The organism is Alkalimarinus alittae (assembly GCF_026016465.1).
GTDB classification, from domain to species: domain Bacteria; phylum Pseudomonadota; class Gammaproteobacteria; order Pseudomonadales; family Oleiphilaceae; genus Alkalimarinus; species Alkalimarinus alittae.
The window spans coordinates 3,524,684-3,540,759 of record NZ_CP100390.1 but is presented as its reverse complement, the minus strand read 5'-3'; the positions used below and the strand labels follow the sequence as shown (position 1 = coordinate 3,540,759).

General features: G+C 43.8%; 14 protein-coding genes. 8 read left to right on the top strand and 6 right to left on the bottom strand.

What is annotated here, in order from left to right:
* Window positions 1-20: 20 nt before the first annotated feature.
* Both ispA and NKI27_RS15985 read right to left on the bottom strand, forming a co-directional pair.
* Window positions 21-917: a (2E,6E)-farnesyl diphosphate synthase gene (gene ispA / locus NKI27_RS15990; protein WP_265047033.1), complete on the bottom strand. Its 897-nt coding sequence runs from the start codon at window positions 915-917 to the stop codon at window positions 21-23.
* Window positions 918-969: 52 nt separating this feature from the next.
* Window positions 970-1,233, bottom strand: a complete 264-nt coding sequence (locus tag NKI27_RS15985; RefSeq protein WP_265047032.1) for an exodeoxyribonuclease VII small subunit — start codon at window positions 1,231-1,233, stop codon at window positions 970-972.
* A gap of 323 nt (window positions 1,234-1,556) precedes the next feature.
* Here NKI27_RS15985 and pomA point away from each other — a divergent pair, with 323 nt between their 5' ends.
* The 3 genes from pomA (at window position 1,557) to NKI27_RS15970 (ending at window position 4,055) form a co-directional block, all read left to right on the top strand.
* On the top strand, window positions 1,557-2,321 hold the full coding sequence (pomA, locus tag NKI27_RS15980; RefSeq protein ID WP_265047031.1) for a flagellar motor protein PomA: 765 nt from the start codon (window positions 1,557-1,559) through the stop codon (window positions 2,319-2,321).
* Between the two features lie 84 nt (window positions 2,322-2,405).
* Complete coding sequence (locus NKI27_RS15975) at window positions 2,406-3,398, top strand: flagellar motor protein MotB (RefSeq protein ID WP_265047030.1); 993 nt, start codon at window positions 2,406-2,408, stop codon at window positions 3,396-3,398.
* A gap of 75 nt (window positions 3,399-3,473) precedes the next feature.
* Complete coding sequence (locus NKI27_RS15970; RefSeq protein ID WP_265047029.1) at window positions 3,474-4,055, top strand: PilZ domain-containing protein; 582 nt, start codon at window positions 3,474-3,476, stop codon at window positions 4,053-4,055.
* A gap of 20 nt (window positions 4,056-4,075) precedes the next feature.
* Here NKI27_RS15970 and NKI27_RS15965 read toward each other — a convergent pair whose 3' ends face one another.
* Window positions 4,076-4,888, bottom strand: coding sequence for an NRDE family protein (locus NKI27_RS15965; protein ID WP_265047028.1), 813 nt, complete (start codon window positions 4,886-4,888; stop codon window positions 4,076-4,078).
* Window positions 4,889-4,994: 106 nt separating this feature from the next.
* Between NKI27_RS15965 and NKI27_RS15960 the strand changes: the two genes are divergently transcribed.
* The 3 genes from NKI27_RS15960 to NKI27_RS15950 are packed head-to-tail and all read left to right on the top strand — an operon-like array spanning window position 4,995 to window position 7,515.
* Entirely contained in the window at window positions 4,995-5,780 is a 786-nt protein-coding gene (locus NKI27_RS15960) for a sulfite exporter TauE/SafE family protein (protein ID WP_265047027.1), read from the top strand.
* A gap of 48 nt (window positions 5,781-5,828) precedes the next feature.
* Entirely contained in the window at window positions 5,829-6,644 is an 816-nt protein-coding gene (lgt, locus tag NKI27_RS15955; protein WP_265047026.1) for a prolipoprotein diacylglyceryl transferase, read from the top strand.
* Between the two features lie 31 nt (window positions 6,645-6,675).
* Window positions 6,676-7,515, top strand: a complete 840-nt coding sequence (locus NKI27_RS15950) for a thymidylate synthase (RefSeq protein ID WP_265047025.1) — start codon at window positions 6,676-6,678, stop codon at window positions 7,513-7,515.
* Between the two features lie 114 nt (window positions 7,516-7,629).
* Here the strand turns inward: NKI27_RS15950 and NKI27_RS15945 are convergent, their stop codons facing one another.
* A complete protein-coding gene (locus NKI27_RS15945) occupies window positions 7,630-10,815 on the bottom strand; it encodes a methyl-accepting chemotaxis protein (protein ID WP_265047024.1) in 3,186 nt (1,061 codons plus the stop codon).
* 267 nt (window positions 10,816-11,082) lie between these two features.
* Between NKI27_RS15945 and NKI27_RS15940 the strand changes: the two genes are divergently transcribed.
* Window positions 11,083-11,586, top strand: coding sequence for a dihydrofolate reductase (locus NKI27_RS15940; RefSeq protein WP_265047023.1), 504 nt, complete (start codon window positions 11,083-11,085; stop codon window positions 11,584-11,586).
* 162 nt (window positions 11,587-11,748) lie between these two features.
* On the opposite strand, the gene ilvD is transcribed toward NKI27_RS15940, so the two are convergent.
* Window positions 11,749-13,593 carry a dihydroxy-acid dehydratase gene (gene ilvD / locus NKI27_RS15935; protein ID WP_265047022.1) on the bottom strand — a complete coding sequence of 615 codons (1,845 nt, stop codon included), beginning with the start codon at window positions 13,591-13,593 and terminating at the stop codon, window positions 11,749-11,751.
* Window positions 13,594-13,927: 334 nt separating this feature from the next.
* Here ilvD and NKI27_RS15930 point away from each other — a divergent pair, with 334 nt between their 5' ends.
* Window positions 13,928-15,205 (top strand): HDOD domain-containing protein, encoded by a 1,278-nt coding sequence (locus NKI27_RS15930; RefSeq protein WP_265047021.1) that lies wholly within the window; start codon window positions 13,928-13,930, stop codon window positions 15,203-15,205.
* Window positions 15,206-15,229: 24 nt separating this feature from the next.
* Here NKI27_RS15930 and NKI27_RS15925 read toward each other — a convergent pair whose 3' ends face one another.
* Window positions 15,230-16,054 carry a potassium channel family protein gene (locus NKI27_RS15925; RefSeq protein ID WP_265047020.1) on the bottom strand — a complete coding sequence of 275 codons (825 nt, stop codon included), beginning with the start codon at window positions 16,052-16,054 and terminating at the stop codon, window positions 15,230-15,232.
* Between the last annotated feature and the right edge of the window lie 22 nt (window positions 16,055-16,076).

Sequence of the window (16,076 nt, the reverse complement as noted above, 5' to 3'; positions counted from 1 at the left end):
TTCACGTGTTATCTAAGACATTAACGTGGGCGATTAATAATGAACTCACTGATTTGTGCAAGCCTTGATGTATTAAGGCTGTCAAGGTCATTCAATGCCGTTAATGCCGATTGATGAAGTGCTTGAGCTTTTTGCTGTGCGCCCTCTAGCCCAAGTAAAGATGGGTAAGTAGGTTTGTTTCTTGCCTCATCTGCACCCTGGGTTTTACCAAGCGTTTCGGTATTACTCGTGACATCTAAAATATCATCTTGAACCTGAAAGGCGAGGCCGATGGCACGCGCGTATTGCTGAAGGGGATGCAGGGTTTTGGGGTTGTCGAGCCCAGTGCTTTGTGCACCCAAAACAATACTGGCTTCAATTAGTGCCCCTGTTTTATAGTTGTGCATGCGCTCTAGTGAGTTCAGGCTGATTTGTTGGCCCACTGAGTCAAGGTCAATGGCTTGACCTCCTACCATGCCTAGGCTGCCACTAGCGACACTTAGGGTTTTAATCATATCTAAACGCGCTTGAGCTGAATGCTCACCTCTGTCGCAGAGTATTTCAAATGCCATTGCCTGTAGCGCGTCGCCAGCTAAAATTGCAGTGGCTTCGTCGTACTTGATATGACAGGTGGGTAAGCCTCGACGAAGGTCGTCATCATCCATCGCAGGTAAATCATCATGAATAAGTGAGTAGGCGTGGATGAGCTCAACTGCGCAAGCCGCTGCCAGTGCTCTTTCTCGGCTTTGGCCAAATGCTTCTGTGGTCGCAAACACTAATACCGGTCTAATTCTTTTACCGCCCGAGAGTACGCTATACCGAATAGCTGAATGGAGCTTGCAGGGTTCTGTAGTGCTAGGCGCAAGCCAGTCATTCAAGGTGCTATCAATAAGTTGCTGACATAGCGTGAAATAGTTATTGATGTCGTTGTTATTCATTTATCTCGGAGGCCTGCTATAAGCGTTAGTGTTTCTTAATTACGGCTGTGAGTTAGTCGTTAGTTGAGTTGAAGTCGGCTAATGAAAATTCACCGTCCGAATTCTCTATTAAGATTTTTACTTTCTGTTCAGCTCTTTGCAGTGCCGCCTGACAATTCCGAGTAAGTTTAACACCCTCTTCGAATGCGCCTAAGGAGCTTTCAAGGCTTAGCTCTCCTTGCTCCATTTTTCGGACAATGTCTTCGAGTTGACGTAAGGATTGCTCGAAATCAAGGGGGGGTTCACTTTTTAAGGTTGTTTTTATTTCATCAGACATTGTACTTCTAGCCTATTTTAAGTCGACCTATTTTATATCAATAAATGTTTGCTTTAGTGCTGACATAATAAATATTAAAGCTAACATAGATTATTAAAATTATTCATGATTTTTAAGGAATTGTAGCTACAATAATAGAGTGGATTACATTATACCAGACTCATAATAATCGAAATCATTTTTCTTTATCCTTGTTTGTGCGTATATAACAACGGGAAATGAATGCCGTTCTTGGTTTGAAGAGCGGGTGAACGCTGTGGTTTTTATGACCTGTACATTGGTTGATCGAATATCATTAATATGAGCAAGGTGAGGAGTAACGGGTGGATTTAGCTAGCCTTATAGGCTTAATCGGTGGTTTTGCTATCGTCGCAATGGCGATGGTGTTGGGAGGCGGTATTGGACTGTTTCTTGATATGCCATCGTTCTTGATCGTAATAGTAGGCACCGTCTTTGTTGCATTAATGAAGTTCACGCTAGGACAATTCCTCGGCGCTGGAAAGGTTGCAGCAAAAGCCTTTATGTTCAAAATGGATAAGCCAGAAGAGTTGATTGAGCAAATCGTAGAGATGGCAGACGCTGCTCGTAAAGGTGGTTTACTTTCTCTCGAAGGAAAAGAAATTAGTAATGACTTTTTAGCTAAAGGTATTCAGTTATTGGTGGATGGGCATGATGCTGATGTGGTCAAATCATTATTAACCAAAGATAAAAATTTAGCAGTAGAACGGCATCAATTGGGTAATAGTGTATTTATGTCGATTGGTGATGTGGCCCCGGCAATGGGGATGATTGGTACATTGGTGGGGCTAGTGGCGATGCTCTCAAATATGGATGATCCAAAATCCATAGGCCCATCAATGGCCGTTGCACTGCTAACAACCCTTTATGGTGCCATGGTGGGTAACATGATTGCGCTGCCTATTGCGGATAAACTGAAAATAAGAATGGGTGAAGAACAACTGCTAAAATCCATGATTATTGATGCATTGTTAGCTATCCAAGCAGGGCAAAACCCGCGAGTCATTGAGCAGATGTTGAGAACATATTTACCCGAGAGTAAGCGAGTCTCTGCTGATGCAGATGCCTAGTGCATAATGGCTTTTTAGAATATATGCTGACTGCTTTAACGTTAAGGCTGAGCAAAAAACAGTGTGCTGTGAGTGATTGTTTGAATGAGTGATGAAGATGAACAGGATTGTCCCGAATGCCCCGTGGGTCTTCCTGCATGGTTAGCGACATTTGCAGACTTAATGTCGTTGCTGATGTGCTTTTTTGTATTGCTGCTCTCTTTTTCTGAAATGGATGTGCTTAAATTTAAGCGCTTGGCTGGCTCTATGAGAGAGTCGTTCGGTGTCCAGAATCAGGTTAAAGTGAATGATGTTCCTAAAGGGACGAGTATTATTGCGCAAGAATTTTCTCCGGGAAAGCCAGATCCATCACCCTTACAGATTGTCATGCAGCACACGACGGACCCTAATCAGCCAACGTTAAAAGTGCTTTGTGATGCAGAGGTAGAGAAAGCGATTGAAGATCAGTGCTCTGATACCGATGGTGAAAGGCGGGCAGTCAATGAAGCGGTCGCAGATAAATTGAAGGAGTTGGTTGAACAGACTGAAAGCAACGCGATGGATATGGCGGCCAAGCTTGAGGCTGAAATTCGCAGTGATATGCTCGAAATAGAAACACGCGGTAGAAAAATTGTCATAAGGGTGCAAGAGCAAGGCTCTTTTTCTTCTGGGTCGGCACGGCTGCAGTCAGATTTCTTACCTGTGTTGGATAAACTAATTCAAATGCTATCTGAGATTGAAGGCGAAATTACCGTAGAAGGGCATACCGATAACATACCGATAAATACGGATCAGTTTCCATCAAACTGGGATTTGTCAGTGGCAAGGGCGCTAGAAGTGGCGCACGGTTTGTTCGATGATGGCGGGTTAGATCAAGGGCGCTTTACTGTTGTCGGTCTGGCAGATACCGAGCCGTTGGTTCCCAATGACACCCCAGAGGGTAGGGCGAAAAATCGAAGGGTTGAAATTACCCTTCAAGAACCTTCAGGCGCTGAGTTAAAAGACAGTATTCGTAAAGCGCGAGAAGTGGATGCCGGTAGTCTTAGAGGTGATGAGCTTGAAGGCTTTGAAGACTTGGATCCCCATGATATTTTTTAAATTGATATAACGTTACTCAGCATTGATTGTTGCGTGTTTTTGGAACAGTCATTCATGAGTATAAGGCAGAAAAAAATGCATAATAATAACCAAGAGCGAAGACGTTACTTTAGAATAGTGGATCAAGTGGCCATTAGTTACAGGCTATTATCTGAAGAAGAGGGTGCCGCTGCCGGGTTGGGTATTAATTCGCCAGCAGCGTTGGTTGTGCAGCTCGAAAATCAAATATCGGCTTCACTTGAAACGTTGCGCTCTATTCAACCTCAGGTACATGAATTATTAGAATTATTTAATCGTAAAATCAATTTAGTGTTGGCGTTGGATGACTCAATATCTGAATCAGATAGCGATCAAATAAAGCGCGCGCAGCAAGTTAATATCAGTGCCTGCGGCATCGCATTTCCATCAAATGAGCAGCTGAAGCCAAATGACAAAATTCTACTTGAGCTGACGTTATTCCCGTCTAATATTTGCCTTAAAATGGTGTCGGTTGTGATCGGAAGTGAGTTGCTGGAAGAGCCTGTAGGTAATGACGCTTATATTATACGAGCTGATTTTCTGGATATAAGTAGTAATGAGCAAGAAGTACTCGTACAGCATATAATTAAGCGACAGACTATGCAGCTCAAAGAAAGGCGAGAGTCGCGCCAAAAATAACGAGTACTGCTATGCGTACCTTAACTTTTATAGGTTGTTTTTCTTGCAGTTTCTCCTTCTGCAGAATAGCTTTGTTCTAAAAAGAAGTGATTGCCGGTGCGCTGTATTTGAACGACTGTGCTGGCTCGCGTCCCGTAACTCGGGCTTCTTATAAACAAGGGGGATAGCAGCTTCTCAAGCATCTTACCGACCCCCGTGTCGGGCAATAGAGCGTCATCTGCAGGTTGGTCATGTTGAAGTAATTTTAATAACGCCTTCTCTTTCTCGGTACCCGCCTTTAATGGCCCATTTACTACTTGGCTAAACTGTTTAATGCCTGTCGTTACTTTTGGCCACGGCGTATTTAATAAATGATTGCTAAGACCATAAATACCTTTCTCAAGACGTCGAGGGGGCTGTTCGCTTCGGTTCGAAAAATAGTGTAGAGACGATGTATCGCCTACTAATAAGTTAAAGCCTGCGTATTGATGTTGGCTATCATGAATCTGATGTAAATATTCTTCAGGGCTTTGTTCGCTTTTCAAGAAACTGCTGGTTAATGCGCCCCTAGAGTAAGGATACTGGCGGTTATCGGTTGCTCTGTAATTAGTGACGGCGGCAAACCTGCCTGATTGAGTAATGCCTAGCCAAGTACCCTGCTGCTGTAAGTCTCTACCTGCTATTATATGATGGTTGTCTTTCCAGCGGTGAGCGGTTTGGCTAGGGCGGTTATAAAACTCATCCCTGTTGGCTGCGACGATCAGTTGTTCCTCAGAATCGGGATTCCAAGCAAATAAAATAAGGCACATTTGTCGATACTCAACAATATTAAATCTTTCGGTGATCCTTACCACGCTCGTGGCAATCTTGTATCATACCACTCTTTATAGAATTGATAGTTAGATTATACATCTCACCTGATTTTCCGTTTATTCATGATAAATAGGGTCAATGCCAACCATGGTTCTTCTACTGTATTTAGGCTTAGGTGCTATCGCGGGATTACTTGCGGGCTTGTTTGGTATTGGTGGCGGGCTAATTATTGTACCGGTGTTGGTATTTAGCTTTGCGTATCAGGGGATTTCACCAGACGTATTAACACATATGGCGGTGGGAACCTCACTAGCAACGATTGTGTTTACGTCTATTAGCTCGGTTAAAACACACCAAGAAAAAGGCGGTGTTCGTTGGGATTTGTTTAAACCCATGGCCATTGGGATTGTGCTAGGGGCTGTGCTTGGCGTGTTTACAGCCGCGGAACTTAGTGGTCCTGTGTTACAAAAAATAATCGGTGTTTTTGCAATTTTAATGGCCGCTCAGATGGGGTTTGGGTTAAAGCCTAAACCCACTCGAGGCATACCGGGACGCGGCGGCTTAGTGGGTGTAGGTGCCGGTATTGGTTGGGCCTCGGCTATTTTTGGTATTGGTGGTGGGTCGTTATCGGTTCCTTTCTTATCGTGGTGTAATGTGCGGATGCAGCAGGCTGTAGGTACTTCTGCAGCGTGTGGTTTGCCAATTGCTGTATCTGCAGCGATAACAAATGTATATAAAGGGTGGGGGGATCCAGCCTTACCTGAGTGGAGCGCTGGTTTTATCTATTTACCTGCTTTTGTCGGGATTGTAATAACAAGTGTTTATTTTGCCCGAGTAGGGGCAACGTTGGCGCATAGGCTGTCCCCTGAAAAGTTAAAACGCATTTTTGCCCTATTGCTATTGTTTGTGGGTGTAAGGTTTCTGTTGGCCTAATAAGATTTTAAACTTGCCATATAAGCGTGGCTATAAAGGAATGAGTAAATGTTGAAATATCCACAAATTGACCCTGTTGCGGTGTCTATCGGGCCTCTAAAGGTTCATTGGTACGGGTTAATGTACTTAGTCGGGTTCGCAACGGCATGGTTTTTGGGCACAAAGCGAGCAGCTAAATCGTGGTCGCCGATAAAGCCAGAACAGATGGGCGATCTTATCTTTTATTGCGCTATGGGGGTCGTCTTAGGCGGTCGTTTCGGTTATGTGTTTTTCTATAACTTTGATCGATTCTTAGATGACCCATTGTGGTTATTTATGGTTTGGGAAGGGGGCATGTCGTTTCATGGTGGGTTGATTGGTGTCATGCTGGCGATGTTTTGGTTTGGGCGTCAGCTAGGGCGCACCTTTTTCGAAATATCTGATTTTGTTGCGCCTCTTGTTCCTGTGGGTTTAGGTATGGGGCGTTTAGGTAACTTTATTGGAGGCGAGCTTTGGGGTAGGCAAACAGACGTTTCATGGGCTATGATTTTTCCACGAGATGCAGAGCAACTACTTAGACACCCTTCGCAACTCTATCAATTTGCGCTTGAAGGTGTCGCATTGTTTGCGGTGTTATGGTGGTTTTCATCCCGTCAGCGTCCTAAAATGGCTGTTTCAGGCTTATTCCTACTTTGCTACGGCGCCTTTAGAATTATAGTAGAGTTCTTCCGTCAACCTGATGCTCATTTAGGGTATTTGGCCTGGGATTGGCTTACCATGGGGCAGCTGCTATCGCTACCGATGGTATTGATAGGTATTGGGATGATGGTTTGGGCCTACAAAATGAATAGTATTACTGGCGCGCCGGCGACAGACAAAGCTTAAGAATTACGACATAAATTATAGGTAGTGATAAATGAAAGCATATTTGGATTTAATGCAGGATGTAGTTGATAACGGAACGGACAAAGGAGATAGAACCGGTGTTGGAACGCGTTCTGTTTTTGGTCGACAGATTCGTTTTGATTTGTCCAAAGGCTTTCCGTTAGTCACCACCAAAAAGATTCATCTAAAAAGTGTTATTTACGAACTGCTTTGGTTTCTAAAAGGCTCAACGGATAATAATTGGTTGCAAGAGCGCGGCGTATCTATTTGGGATGCTTGGGCGACTGAAAAGGGTGATTTAGGGCCTATTTATGGTAAGCAGTGGCGTAGTTGGATGGCACCCAATGGTGAGACGGTTGACCAGATTACGGATGTAATCGAACAGATTAAGTCTAAGCCTGATTCACGACGGCTTATTGTTTCGGCCTGGAATCCAGCTGAGCTACCGGATGAATCTATAGGACCTCAAGCGAATGTTGAACAGGGTAGAATGGCGTTAGCACCCTGCCATTGCTTATTTCAGTTTTATGTCTTAGACGGTAAATTATCTTGTCAGCTATATCAGCGAAGTGCTGATTTGTTCTTAGGTGTGCCCTTTAATATTGCAAGCTATGCGTTGTTAACGCACATGATTGCAGATCAGTGTGGGCTAGGTGTGGGTGAGTTTATTCATACATTTGGAGACTGTCATCTTTACCAGAATCATCTTAATGAAGACATCGTATTTAAGCAATTGAAGCGAGAGCCTCACAAACTTCCTCAGTTGCTCATTAAGCGCAAGCCCGAGAGTATTTTTGACTATGAATTTGAAGATTTTGAAGTTGAAGGATATGAGCCCGAAGGGCTGATCAGAGCGCCTATTGCAATATGACATCTTGCCTTTAGTATAAGCACGGTGGTGAGTATCTGTACTACAGCCAAAAAAAGGGAGCTACGCGTTGTAGCTCCCTTTTTTTGGCTGATTTTCTAATAGCCGCCGCTTAGATCAAAAATCTTCCCAGTCATCATCGTTAGAAAATGAGGCTGCATTGCCTCCCCCCGCTTCAGATTTCGGAAGCTGATGGGGGTAGTATGACTTTATTGCTTCTTGATTTGATTGGCGTTGACCGTAGGTTGGTGCGTTCTCGGTATAAGCGTCTACTTTAAAAAAACCAATGAGCCTATTCATGCTAGAGGCTTGCTCTGACATTGCCTCACTAGCAGCAGAGGCTTCTTCTACCAAGGCTGCATTTTGTTGGGTCATTTCATCCATTTGTACAACGGCTTGGTTAATTTGCTCGATGCCAGATGACTGTTCTGAGGCCGCAGTGCTAACTTCGTTGATCATGCCTGCTACTTGGTCAACAGCATGAACAATGGCGCCGAGGGTATCACCTGACTCATTCACTAACATTGATCCTGTTTCTACTTTAACGACACTATCTCTGATTAGGTCTTTGATTTCTTTTGCAGCATCCGCTGACCGCTTAGATAAGCTCCTGACTTCACCTGCCACCACGGCAAAGCCGCGCCCCTGTTCGCCAGCTCTAGCGGCCTCTACTGCTGCATTAAGTGCGAGGAGGTTGGTTTGGAATGCAATTTCATCAATGACACCAATAATATCGTTTATACGATTGCTTGACGTCAGTATTTCTTTCATTGCTTTGACTGCTTCTTGCACGGTTTCACCGCCTTGCTGAGCTTTGGTCTTTGCTTCAAATGCGAGGTGATTTGCTTCACTTGCATTGTCTGAACTCTGTTTAACTGTGGCAGTTATCTCTTCCATACTCGACGCGGTCTCTTCTAGTGAGCTTGCCTGCTCCTCTGTGCGCTGGCTGAGGTCGGTGTTACCTTGCGCTATTTCATTAGCGGCGGTATGGACAGTATTGGCCGCCTCCCTTATTTGAGAAATAATATCGGTCAGTCGGCTAACGGTGCCGTTTGCATCTTCTTTAATGCGCTGGAAATCACCTTCGTACTCGTTGCTGATTGACTTTGTTAAATCTCCATCGGCAAGCTGGGCGAATAGCTGACCTATATCTGAAACAAATGAGGATGAGCTCTCTAGTAAGTCATTAAGGCCAATGCTGAGCTTCTTAAAGAATCCATCTTTGTCACCTAGCGGAATACGTTTGGATAAATCGCCTTGCGCAGCTGACTCTACAATCGCATCAATCTCTTTTTCGATGGCGACTTCGAGTGTCCTATCTTTTAATTCAATAACGGTGCCTAAGCGCGCATTGTTTTCATTGATAACAGGGTTAATTGATAAATCTAAAGTGCGTCCGCCAATAAATAAGGATGTTTCGAGGGTCGTGGTGAGTGTTTCCAGTAGGCGAGCCTGTTGCTCAGGCTTCTTATTCAGGGCATCTAAGGAACCGCCTAATAGCTCTCCTACACTGAACCTAGGTAGTTCTGTTTGAATATCGGCTTCAGCATTTTTTAATGTCGCGTTGATGGCATCGTTCATGTAGATAATGTTTCGGTCAGTGTCTGCCACCATTACGTTAGCGCTAACATTATCCAATGCTTCTTTTATGCGTGTGGAGGCGGCTGCTTTTTTAGTCGCGTCGTCGACTGCAAAGCCCGTTTTAATCCGCATAGAGGTAATACCTCTTGTAAGCATTGATAGCTCGTTATTACCAATCATCTCCAGTGTTTGCTTGTAATCGCCGTTGCTTATAGAGGCTAGGTTCGCGAGGCTTTTATTAATTGTACTAAAGGTTCTTCGGCTAACGGCAATTCCGATACTGGCGACTAAGAATATTGAAATAATGGTTGCTAGCGAGATGCTGTAAAATATGAATGATAGATTGTCGATACGGCGCTGAAGCTGGGTTTCGAGCAAGCGAACTGACTGGTCATATAGCGCAAATGACTCCGATATCGCGGAGGTGCCTGATTCAAATAGGGTTGAACTATCTCCGATATAATTACCGTCTCTCACATGTGCGATTGAATTAATAAAGTTTTCAACAGCAAGCTCTGTTTTTCTTCCTTGGTTTGCTAAAAATTTAGAGGCTTCTTGGCTGGCATTCGCGCTGCTATTGTAAGACCTAGAAACACGTTTATTGGATAAACCTAGTTCTGCCGTAAGCTCGCTAAGTAGACCTTGCTCAACAAGTGATGTGTCTTTATCTTCTGCCAGAATTCCAGTGGCTAGGCCTCTTGTGCGCCCCATTAGTTCGATTAATTGAGGGATGCGGTTAACAATTAAATCCATGTTATAAAAGCTTTCTAGCTTTGGGTCTAAAATGAGATTCGATGTATCCCCTATATGCACGATAAATTGTAATAAATTATGTATAAAGTCGGTGTGCAGTGCAAAGCTTTGAGCTGGCGTCAGTGTTAGCGATCTTGATTCTAATGACTCCCACTCCTCAGATAGCATTTTGAGGCTTTGGGTTGAGTCTAATAAACGGCCTAGGCGCTCATCAACTTCTTTTGCTGAGGTAAAAGCCTTACGTATATCGCCTCTAAGCGCTCGTATTTTATTCTCGAAAGATGTGTCGCCCTTAAGGAATGCATTCGTCATTCCTCGATGCTTCGGTGTGAGTTCTAGTAGAACCCGTAGAGGCTTTATATACTCAACACCTAGCAGCTCTTTTGATGAGAAGTTGACATCCTCTTTTTGAAGGTTGAGTTGAACGACAATGGTCGCTACAAGGAAAGTAAAAACTAACCCTAACGCTATGAACTGGTGAGTCAGTTTAATATTGCCAAGTTTAGCCAGAAGAGATGCAACTCCCGGTTTAATTAGGTTGCCGTTTTCAATTCGAAGCTTGCCATCTTTAATTTTCTTTATCGCTATTTCAGCGTTGGCAATTTCTTCACGTGTCGGTTTTACGCGTACAGACATGTACTCGACAACATTACCGTCTTTAAGAACCGGCGTTATATTAGATTTAACCCAATAATAATCACCGTTTTTGCAACGGTTTTTAATTACTTGTACCCAAGGTTTGCCAGACTTTAAAGTGTTCCATAAGTCTTCAAATAGTTCGGGAGGCATGTCGGGGTGGCGCACCATGTTATGGTTTTCGCCAATAAGCTCTTCTTCACTAAAGCCACTTACAGTAATAAACTCTTGGCTTACGTAGGTGATAGTCCCCTTGAGGTCGGTCGTCGATAAGAGAGTGTCATTTTCTGAAAAGCTAATCTCATTATCTGTGACCGGCATGTTGATCTTCATTTTTACCAAGCTCCCGAGCATGACTCATTTTTTCAATGGCTATGTTTTTAATAACGTTGTTTTTTTAACGACTTTTGATGGAGGTTTGCTTTGGTTTTATTGCCTAATCAGGTGTCTTTAACGTTATTTACACTAATTTATTTAAGAATAGACACAATATTTCGAATCGCGAGGTTTCTTGCGGTGTCTGCTAGGGTTATATGTTATAAAAGCCGATTAATAGAGGCATAGTGATTCGTGATAAACGTACAGAGGTGAGTGATAAAAATGAAGAAATCGATCATTGTTGCGATGGCAGAAAATAGAGTTATCGGTAGAAATAACAAACTCCCTTGGTATCTGCCTAATGACCTAAAATATTTTAAGTCAGTCACAATGGGCAAGCCCATCATTATGGGGCGTAAAACATTTGAGTCAATTGGTAAGCCTTTGCCGGGTCGTTTGAATTTGGTGATTACAAGAAATACTGCATGGCAACATGACGGTGTTACGGTTGTTCATACGTTTGAAGAGGCTTTTGCAAAAGCAGAGGCAACGGCGTTAATTAATGGCGTTGATGAAGTGATGATTATTGGTGGTGATCAGATTTATCAAAGTTCGTTAGATTTGGTGGACAGAATTTATCTTACAAAAGTACATGCAGAGGTAGAAGGGGATGCTTGGTTTACTGAAGTCGACTGGCCGCAATGGGAAGAAACTGCGCGAGAAGATTTTAAGGCAGAAGGCTCGAACCCGTATGACTATAGCTTTATTGTTTATGAGCGCAAGTAATTGATAATCTCTTGATTGCGTTTTACGCCATCATGCTTACAAGGGCGCTTGAACCGATTTTGTAGCCGTGATACAGGGAGGTACGACTGGAATCAAGGAGGGTAAACATTGAGCCCCCTTGATTCCGTTTCTCTTTATCACGGCTATGAGATAGACTGGACGTTAATCTAGCATATCCAAGTTTCTTACGGCGCCTTTATCGGCGCTAGTTGCTAGCATCGCATACGCTTTTAACGCTGCAGATACCTTGCGTTTGCGAGGTTCTGCTGGTTTCCAGCCATCTTTACCTTTTGCGTTCATGGCTGCGCGGCGCTCTGCTAGTACTTCATCACTTACATTCACGTTGATCGCGTTGTTAGGGATATCGATAGTGATGCTGTCGCCTTCTTCGATCAAAGCGATAGCGCCGCCAGAAGCGGCTTCTGGTGAAGCATGCCCAATAGACAACCCCGATGTTCCACCTGAAAAACGCCCATCAGTCAGAAGTGCACAGGCTGCGCCTAGCCCCTTTGATTTTAGGTAGCTTGTTGGGTAGAGCATTTCCTGCATGCCCGGTCCGCCTTTGGGGCCTTCATACCGAATAATGACTACATCACCCGCTTTCACATCATCGTTAAGAATGCCTTCTACTGCAGAATCTTGGCTTTCGAAGATTCTAGCGGTGCCATTGAATACCCAAATAGATTCATCTACACCTGCGGTTTTCACAACACATCCATCTTCAGCGATGTTTCCGTATAAGACCGCTAGACCCCCTTCTTGTGAATACGCATTTTCTTTTGAGCGAATACAGCCAGATTCTCTGTTTCCGTCCAAACTTGGCCAACGAGTACTCTGGCTAAAGGCTGTTTGTGTTGGAATACCGCCTGGGCCTGCTTTATAGAACTCGGCAATAGCAGGGTCGTTATTACGCATTATATCCCACTTATCCAACGCTTCACCTAGCGTTTTTGAGTGTACCGTAGGTAGATCGGTATGCAGTAAACCTGCACGATCGAGTTCACCTAAGATCCCCATGATGCCGCCTGCACGGTGGACATCTTCCATATGGTAGTCAGGTGAGTTTGGCGCTACTTTACATAGTTGAGGTATCTTATGAGATAGCTCATTAATATGCTTAAGGGTGAAATCAATCTCTGCTTCTTGTGCTGCTGCTAGTAGGTGCAAAATGGTATTGGTGGAACCACCCATAGCCACATCAAGTGTGATTGCGTTTTCAAACGCTTTGAAGCTAGCAATCGAGCGAGGCAATACAGATTCATCGTCTTGCTCGTAATAGCGACGAGTAATGTCGACAATGGTTCTGCCTGCTTGCAGGAATAGCGCTTCACGATCAGCGTGAGTGGCTAATACTGTGCCGTTTCCTGGTAGAGAAAGGCCAATGGCTTCGGTTAGGCAGTTCATTGAGTTGGCTGTAAACATACCTGAGCATGAACCACAGGTTGGGCAAGCGCTACGCTCATACTCTTCAACGGCAGCGTCGTCAGCGTCTGGGTCTGCTGCAATAACCATAGCATCAACGAGGTCAAGCTTGTGTTCTGATAGCTTGGTTTTACCTGCTTCCATCGGACCGCCCGATACGAATATTGTTGGAATATTTAAGCGTAGAGCGGCATTAACCATTCCGGGTGTGATTTTATCGCAATTAGATATACAAACGAGTGCGTCAGCACAGTGCCCGTTAACCATGTATTCGACAGAGTCTGCAATAAGGTCACGAGAAGGAAGACTGTATAGCATGCCGTCATGGCCCATCGCGATACCGTCATCGATGGCGATAGTGTCAAATTCTTTTGCAACCCCGCCAGCTTTTTCGATTTCTCTACAAACCAATTGGCCTAAGTCTTTTAGGTGGACATGCCCAGGCACAAATTGTGTAAATGAGTTGGCGACAGCAATAATTGGCTTTTTAAAATCGTCATCTTTCATTCCGGTGGCGCGCCATAAAGCGCGAGCGCCAGCCATGTTACGGCCTGCGGTAGAGGTTTTTGAGCGATATATTGGCATCAGATTCTTCCAGTAAAACGATCGATAAAAGAGTGTAAACTTGTCTACAGCAAGCATACCAGAGATATTCTGTAGATTTAATACTCTATTGAGCTTCAAGTACGAATACTTTGATGCAATCAAAGAAATACCTGTTAAACTTTTAATCAGTCTTTTCTATCGTCATGTTAATTATTAGCGTTTAGTATCAAAAGTACGATAGCGGCCCACGGGGTCTTGCTCAAATTTGTCCAGAGAGTTTCCTTGTTTTGATTGAGCATCTTAATATAGTTGAGTTAATGTCGTCTTGGACGCTAGGGTAGATTTACCAATATATAAGGAATAGGTCCTGTTAATGCATGCTTCGATCGAAATTACGGCTGACGCGTTAAAAAAATTTCGACCTCTCGATAGGTTGTCCGAAAATCAGCGGATACTGCTTGCGCATAAAGCCCACTTCTCTTCCTTTAAAAAGAAAAAGGTCGTTTTTGAGCGGGGAACGTTTGATCATCATGACTATTTTCTTTTGAATGGCAAAATTGAATTAGAAGCCCCAGATGGTCGCACTAGAGAGATTGACGCAGGCACAGAGCAAGCGGATGCTGCAATTGCACACTTACAGCCACGGCAATACACCGTTAAAGCGGTGACAGACGTTGATTTTCTGATAATTGAGAAAGATGTACTGAATATTTTACTCAAGCAAGCGCCAGTACATAACTTTGAGGCAGATGAAGGTTTTGATGATGGTGACGCTGAAGATGTTGAGGGCGCCTTTAAAGTATTGATGAGTTTTTATCATGACTTAAAATCTAATAATTTTACATTGCCTAGTTTACCTGACGTTGCTTATCGTATTCGCCAAATAGCCGGTAAAAATGAAACCTCCGCAGATGATATTTCAAAGGTTGTAAATACTGATCCAGCCATGACGGTTAAGCTGATAAAATCATGTAATAGCCCTTTATATAGGGGGTTTAATGAAGTGTCTTCTTGTCGAGATGCGGTTGTGCGGTTGGGGATACAAACGACTCAGCAGTTAGTGACCGTATTTTCCATGAGGGAGCTATTTAGGAGTAAGAAACCCGAGCTAAAACAGGCAATGTCTGAATTGTGGCAACACTCGCGAGAAGTTGCTTCGATTGCATACGTACTCGCCGAGCAGACGCCAGGATTAAATAAAGATCATGCGATGCTTGCGGGTTTGATTCATGATATTGGTGCAATTCCGGTTATTACTTACGCTGAAAACTTCCCTGAACTTTATGCTGATGAAAAAGCACTCAATGGTGCGATTGATGAATTAAGAGGCGAAATTGGCTGCACTATTCTTGAGCAGTGGGGCTTCCCAAGTGACTTAATTGAAGTTGTGGCGAAAGCAGAAGAGTGGGGCTTTGATTCTGGGCGTGATGAGCCGAGTTATACTGATATTATTATTGTTGCGCAGATGCATGCCTTAATTAGCTGCCCTAAACGAAATAACTTACCTCCTTTTAATAAAGTGCCTGCATTTCGAAAATTGGCAAGCGGTGGTTTGACGCCAGAGCGGAGTTTAAAGGTGATGGTAGAGGCACGACATAAAATTGAAGAGATTCAACAGGTCTTAGGGCCTGCAAGTTTGTCGAGCGAATAAGCGGTTGTGAGAACTAAAGAGGCGCTAATAAGGCGCTGTTGGTGGGTTTTTGATGGCTTGTTGCTGTGCTTTAGCAACTTTGTTGAGATCATTTTCAATCTTATGAATTCTCATTTCAATTAACTCAAGTTTAGCGAGAATCTGCTGCTCTCTTTGAACGACTAGCTTTTCATCTCGAGAGACAAAAAAGGCTGAAAAACTGGCCGTGAGCATCGAGAATATTCCAATCCCCATCAGAATTAAAAATGAGCCAAATAAACGGCCTTCTGTACTAACGGGGACAATATCGCCATAACCCACTGTGGTGACCGTTACCCAAGCCCACCATATACCTTCCCAAGGGGTTTCTATTGCCGGATCAAGACCTGCGATTAGAAAGCCTGCCATTACCGTAATAATAAACCCGATCATTAATGTGGTGCCGAGATGGTTTCGTGCCAATATTCGCTTAGCGGTGCTTGATATATGGATCAGGATTCCACCCATGACAATAAGGCGGAGTGTACGAAGTACACCCGCGGCGGGGAACTCCTCCCAGAGTAACGGGAAGCCTAAAAGGATGATCACTAGGTTGACCCAGTTTCCGATAAGGTAATGTTTTTTATTCCGGACTAAGGATGTGAGTAATACGGTTTCAAATAAAAAGAAGGACCATATTAACCAATCTGTCACGAGAATAATGTTAGCCGGAATAGCCCCTTTTGCCTGCAGGTACCACTCAATAATGATCCAGATGGCCATAAGAACCATTGGCCATTCTAAGTGACCTGCGTATTTGAGCGCTTTAGAGTTTTCGTTCCGGTCAACGCCGGCTAATCCTATAACGCGAGGGAAAGGCTGATTGCTCATTGATTATTAAGGTCTTAAAAGT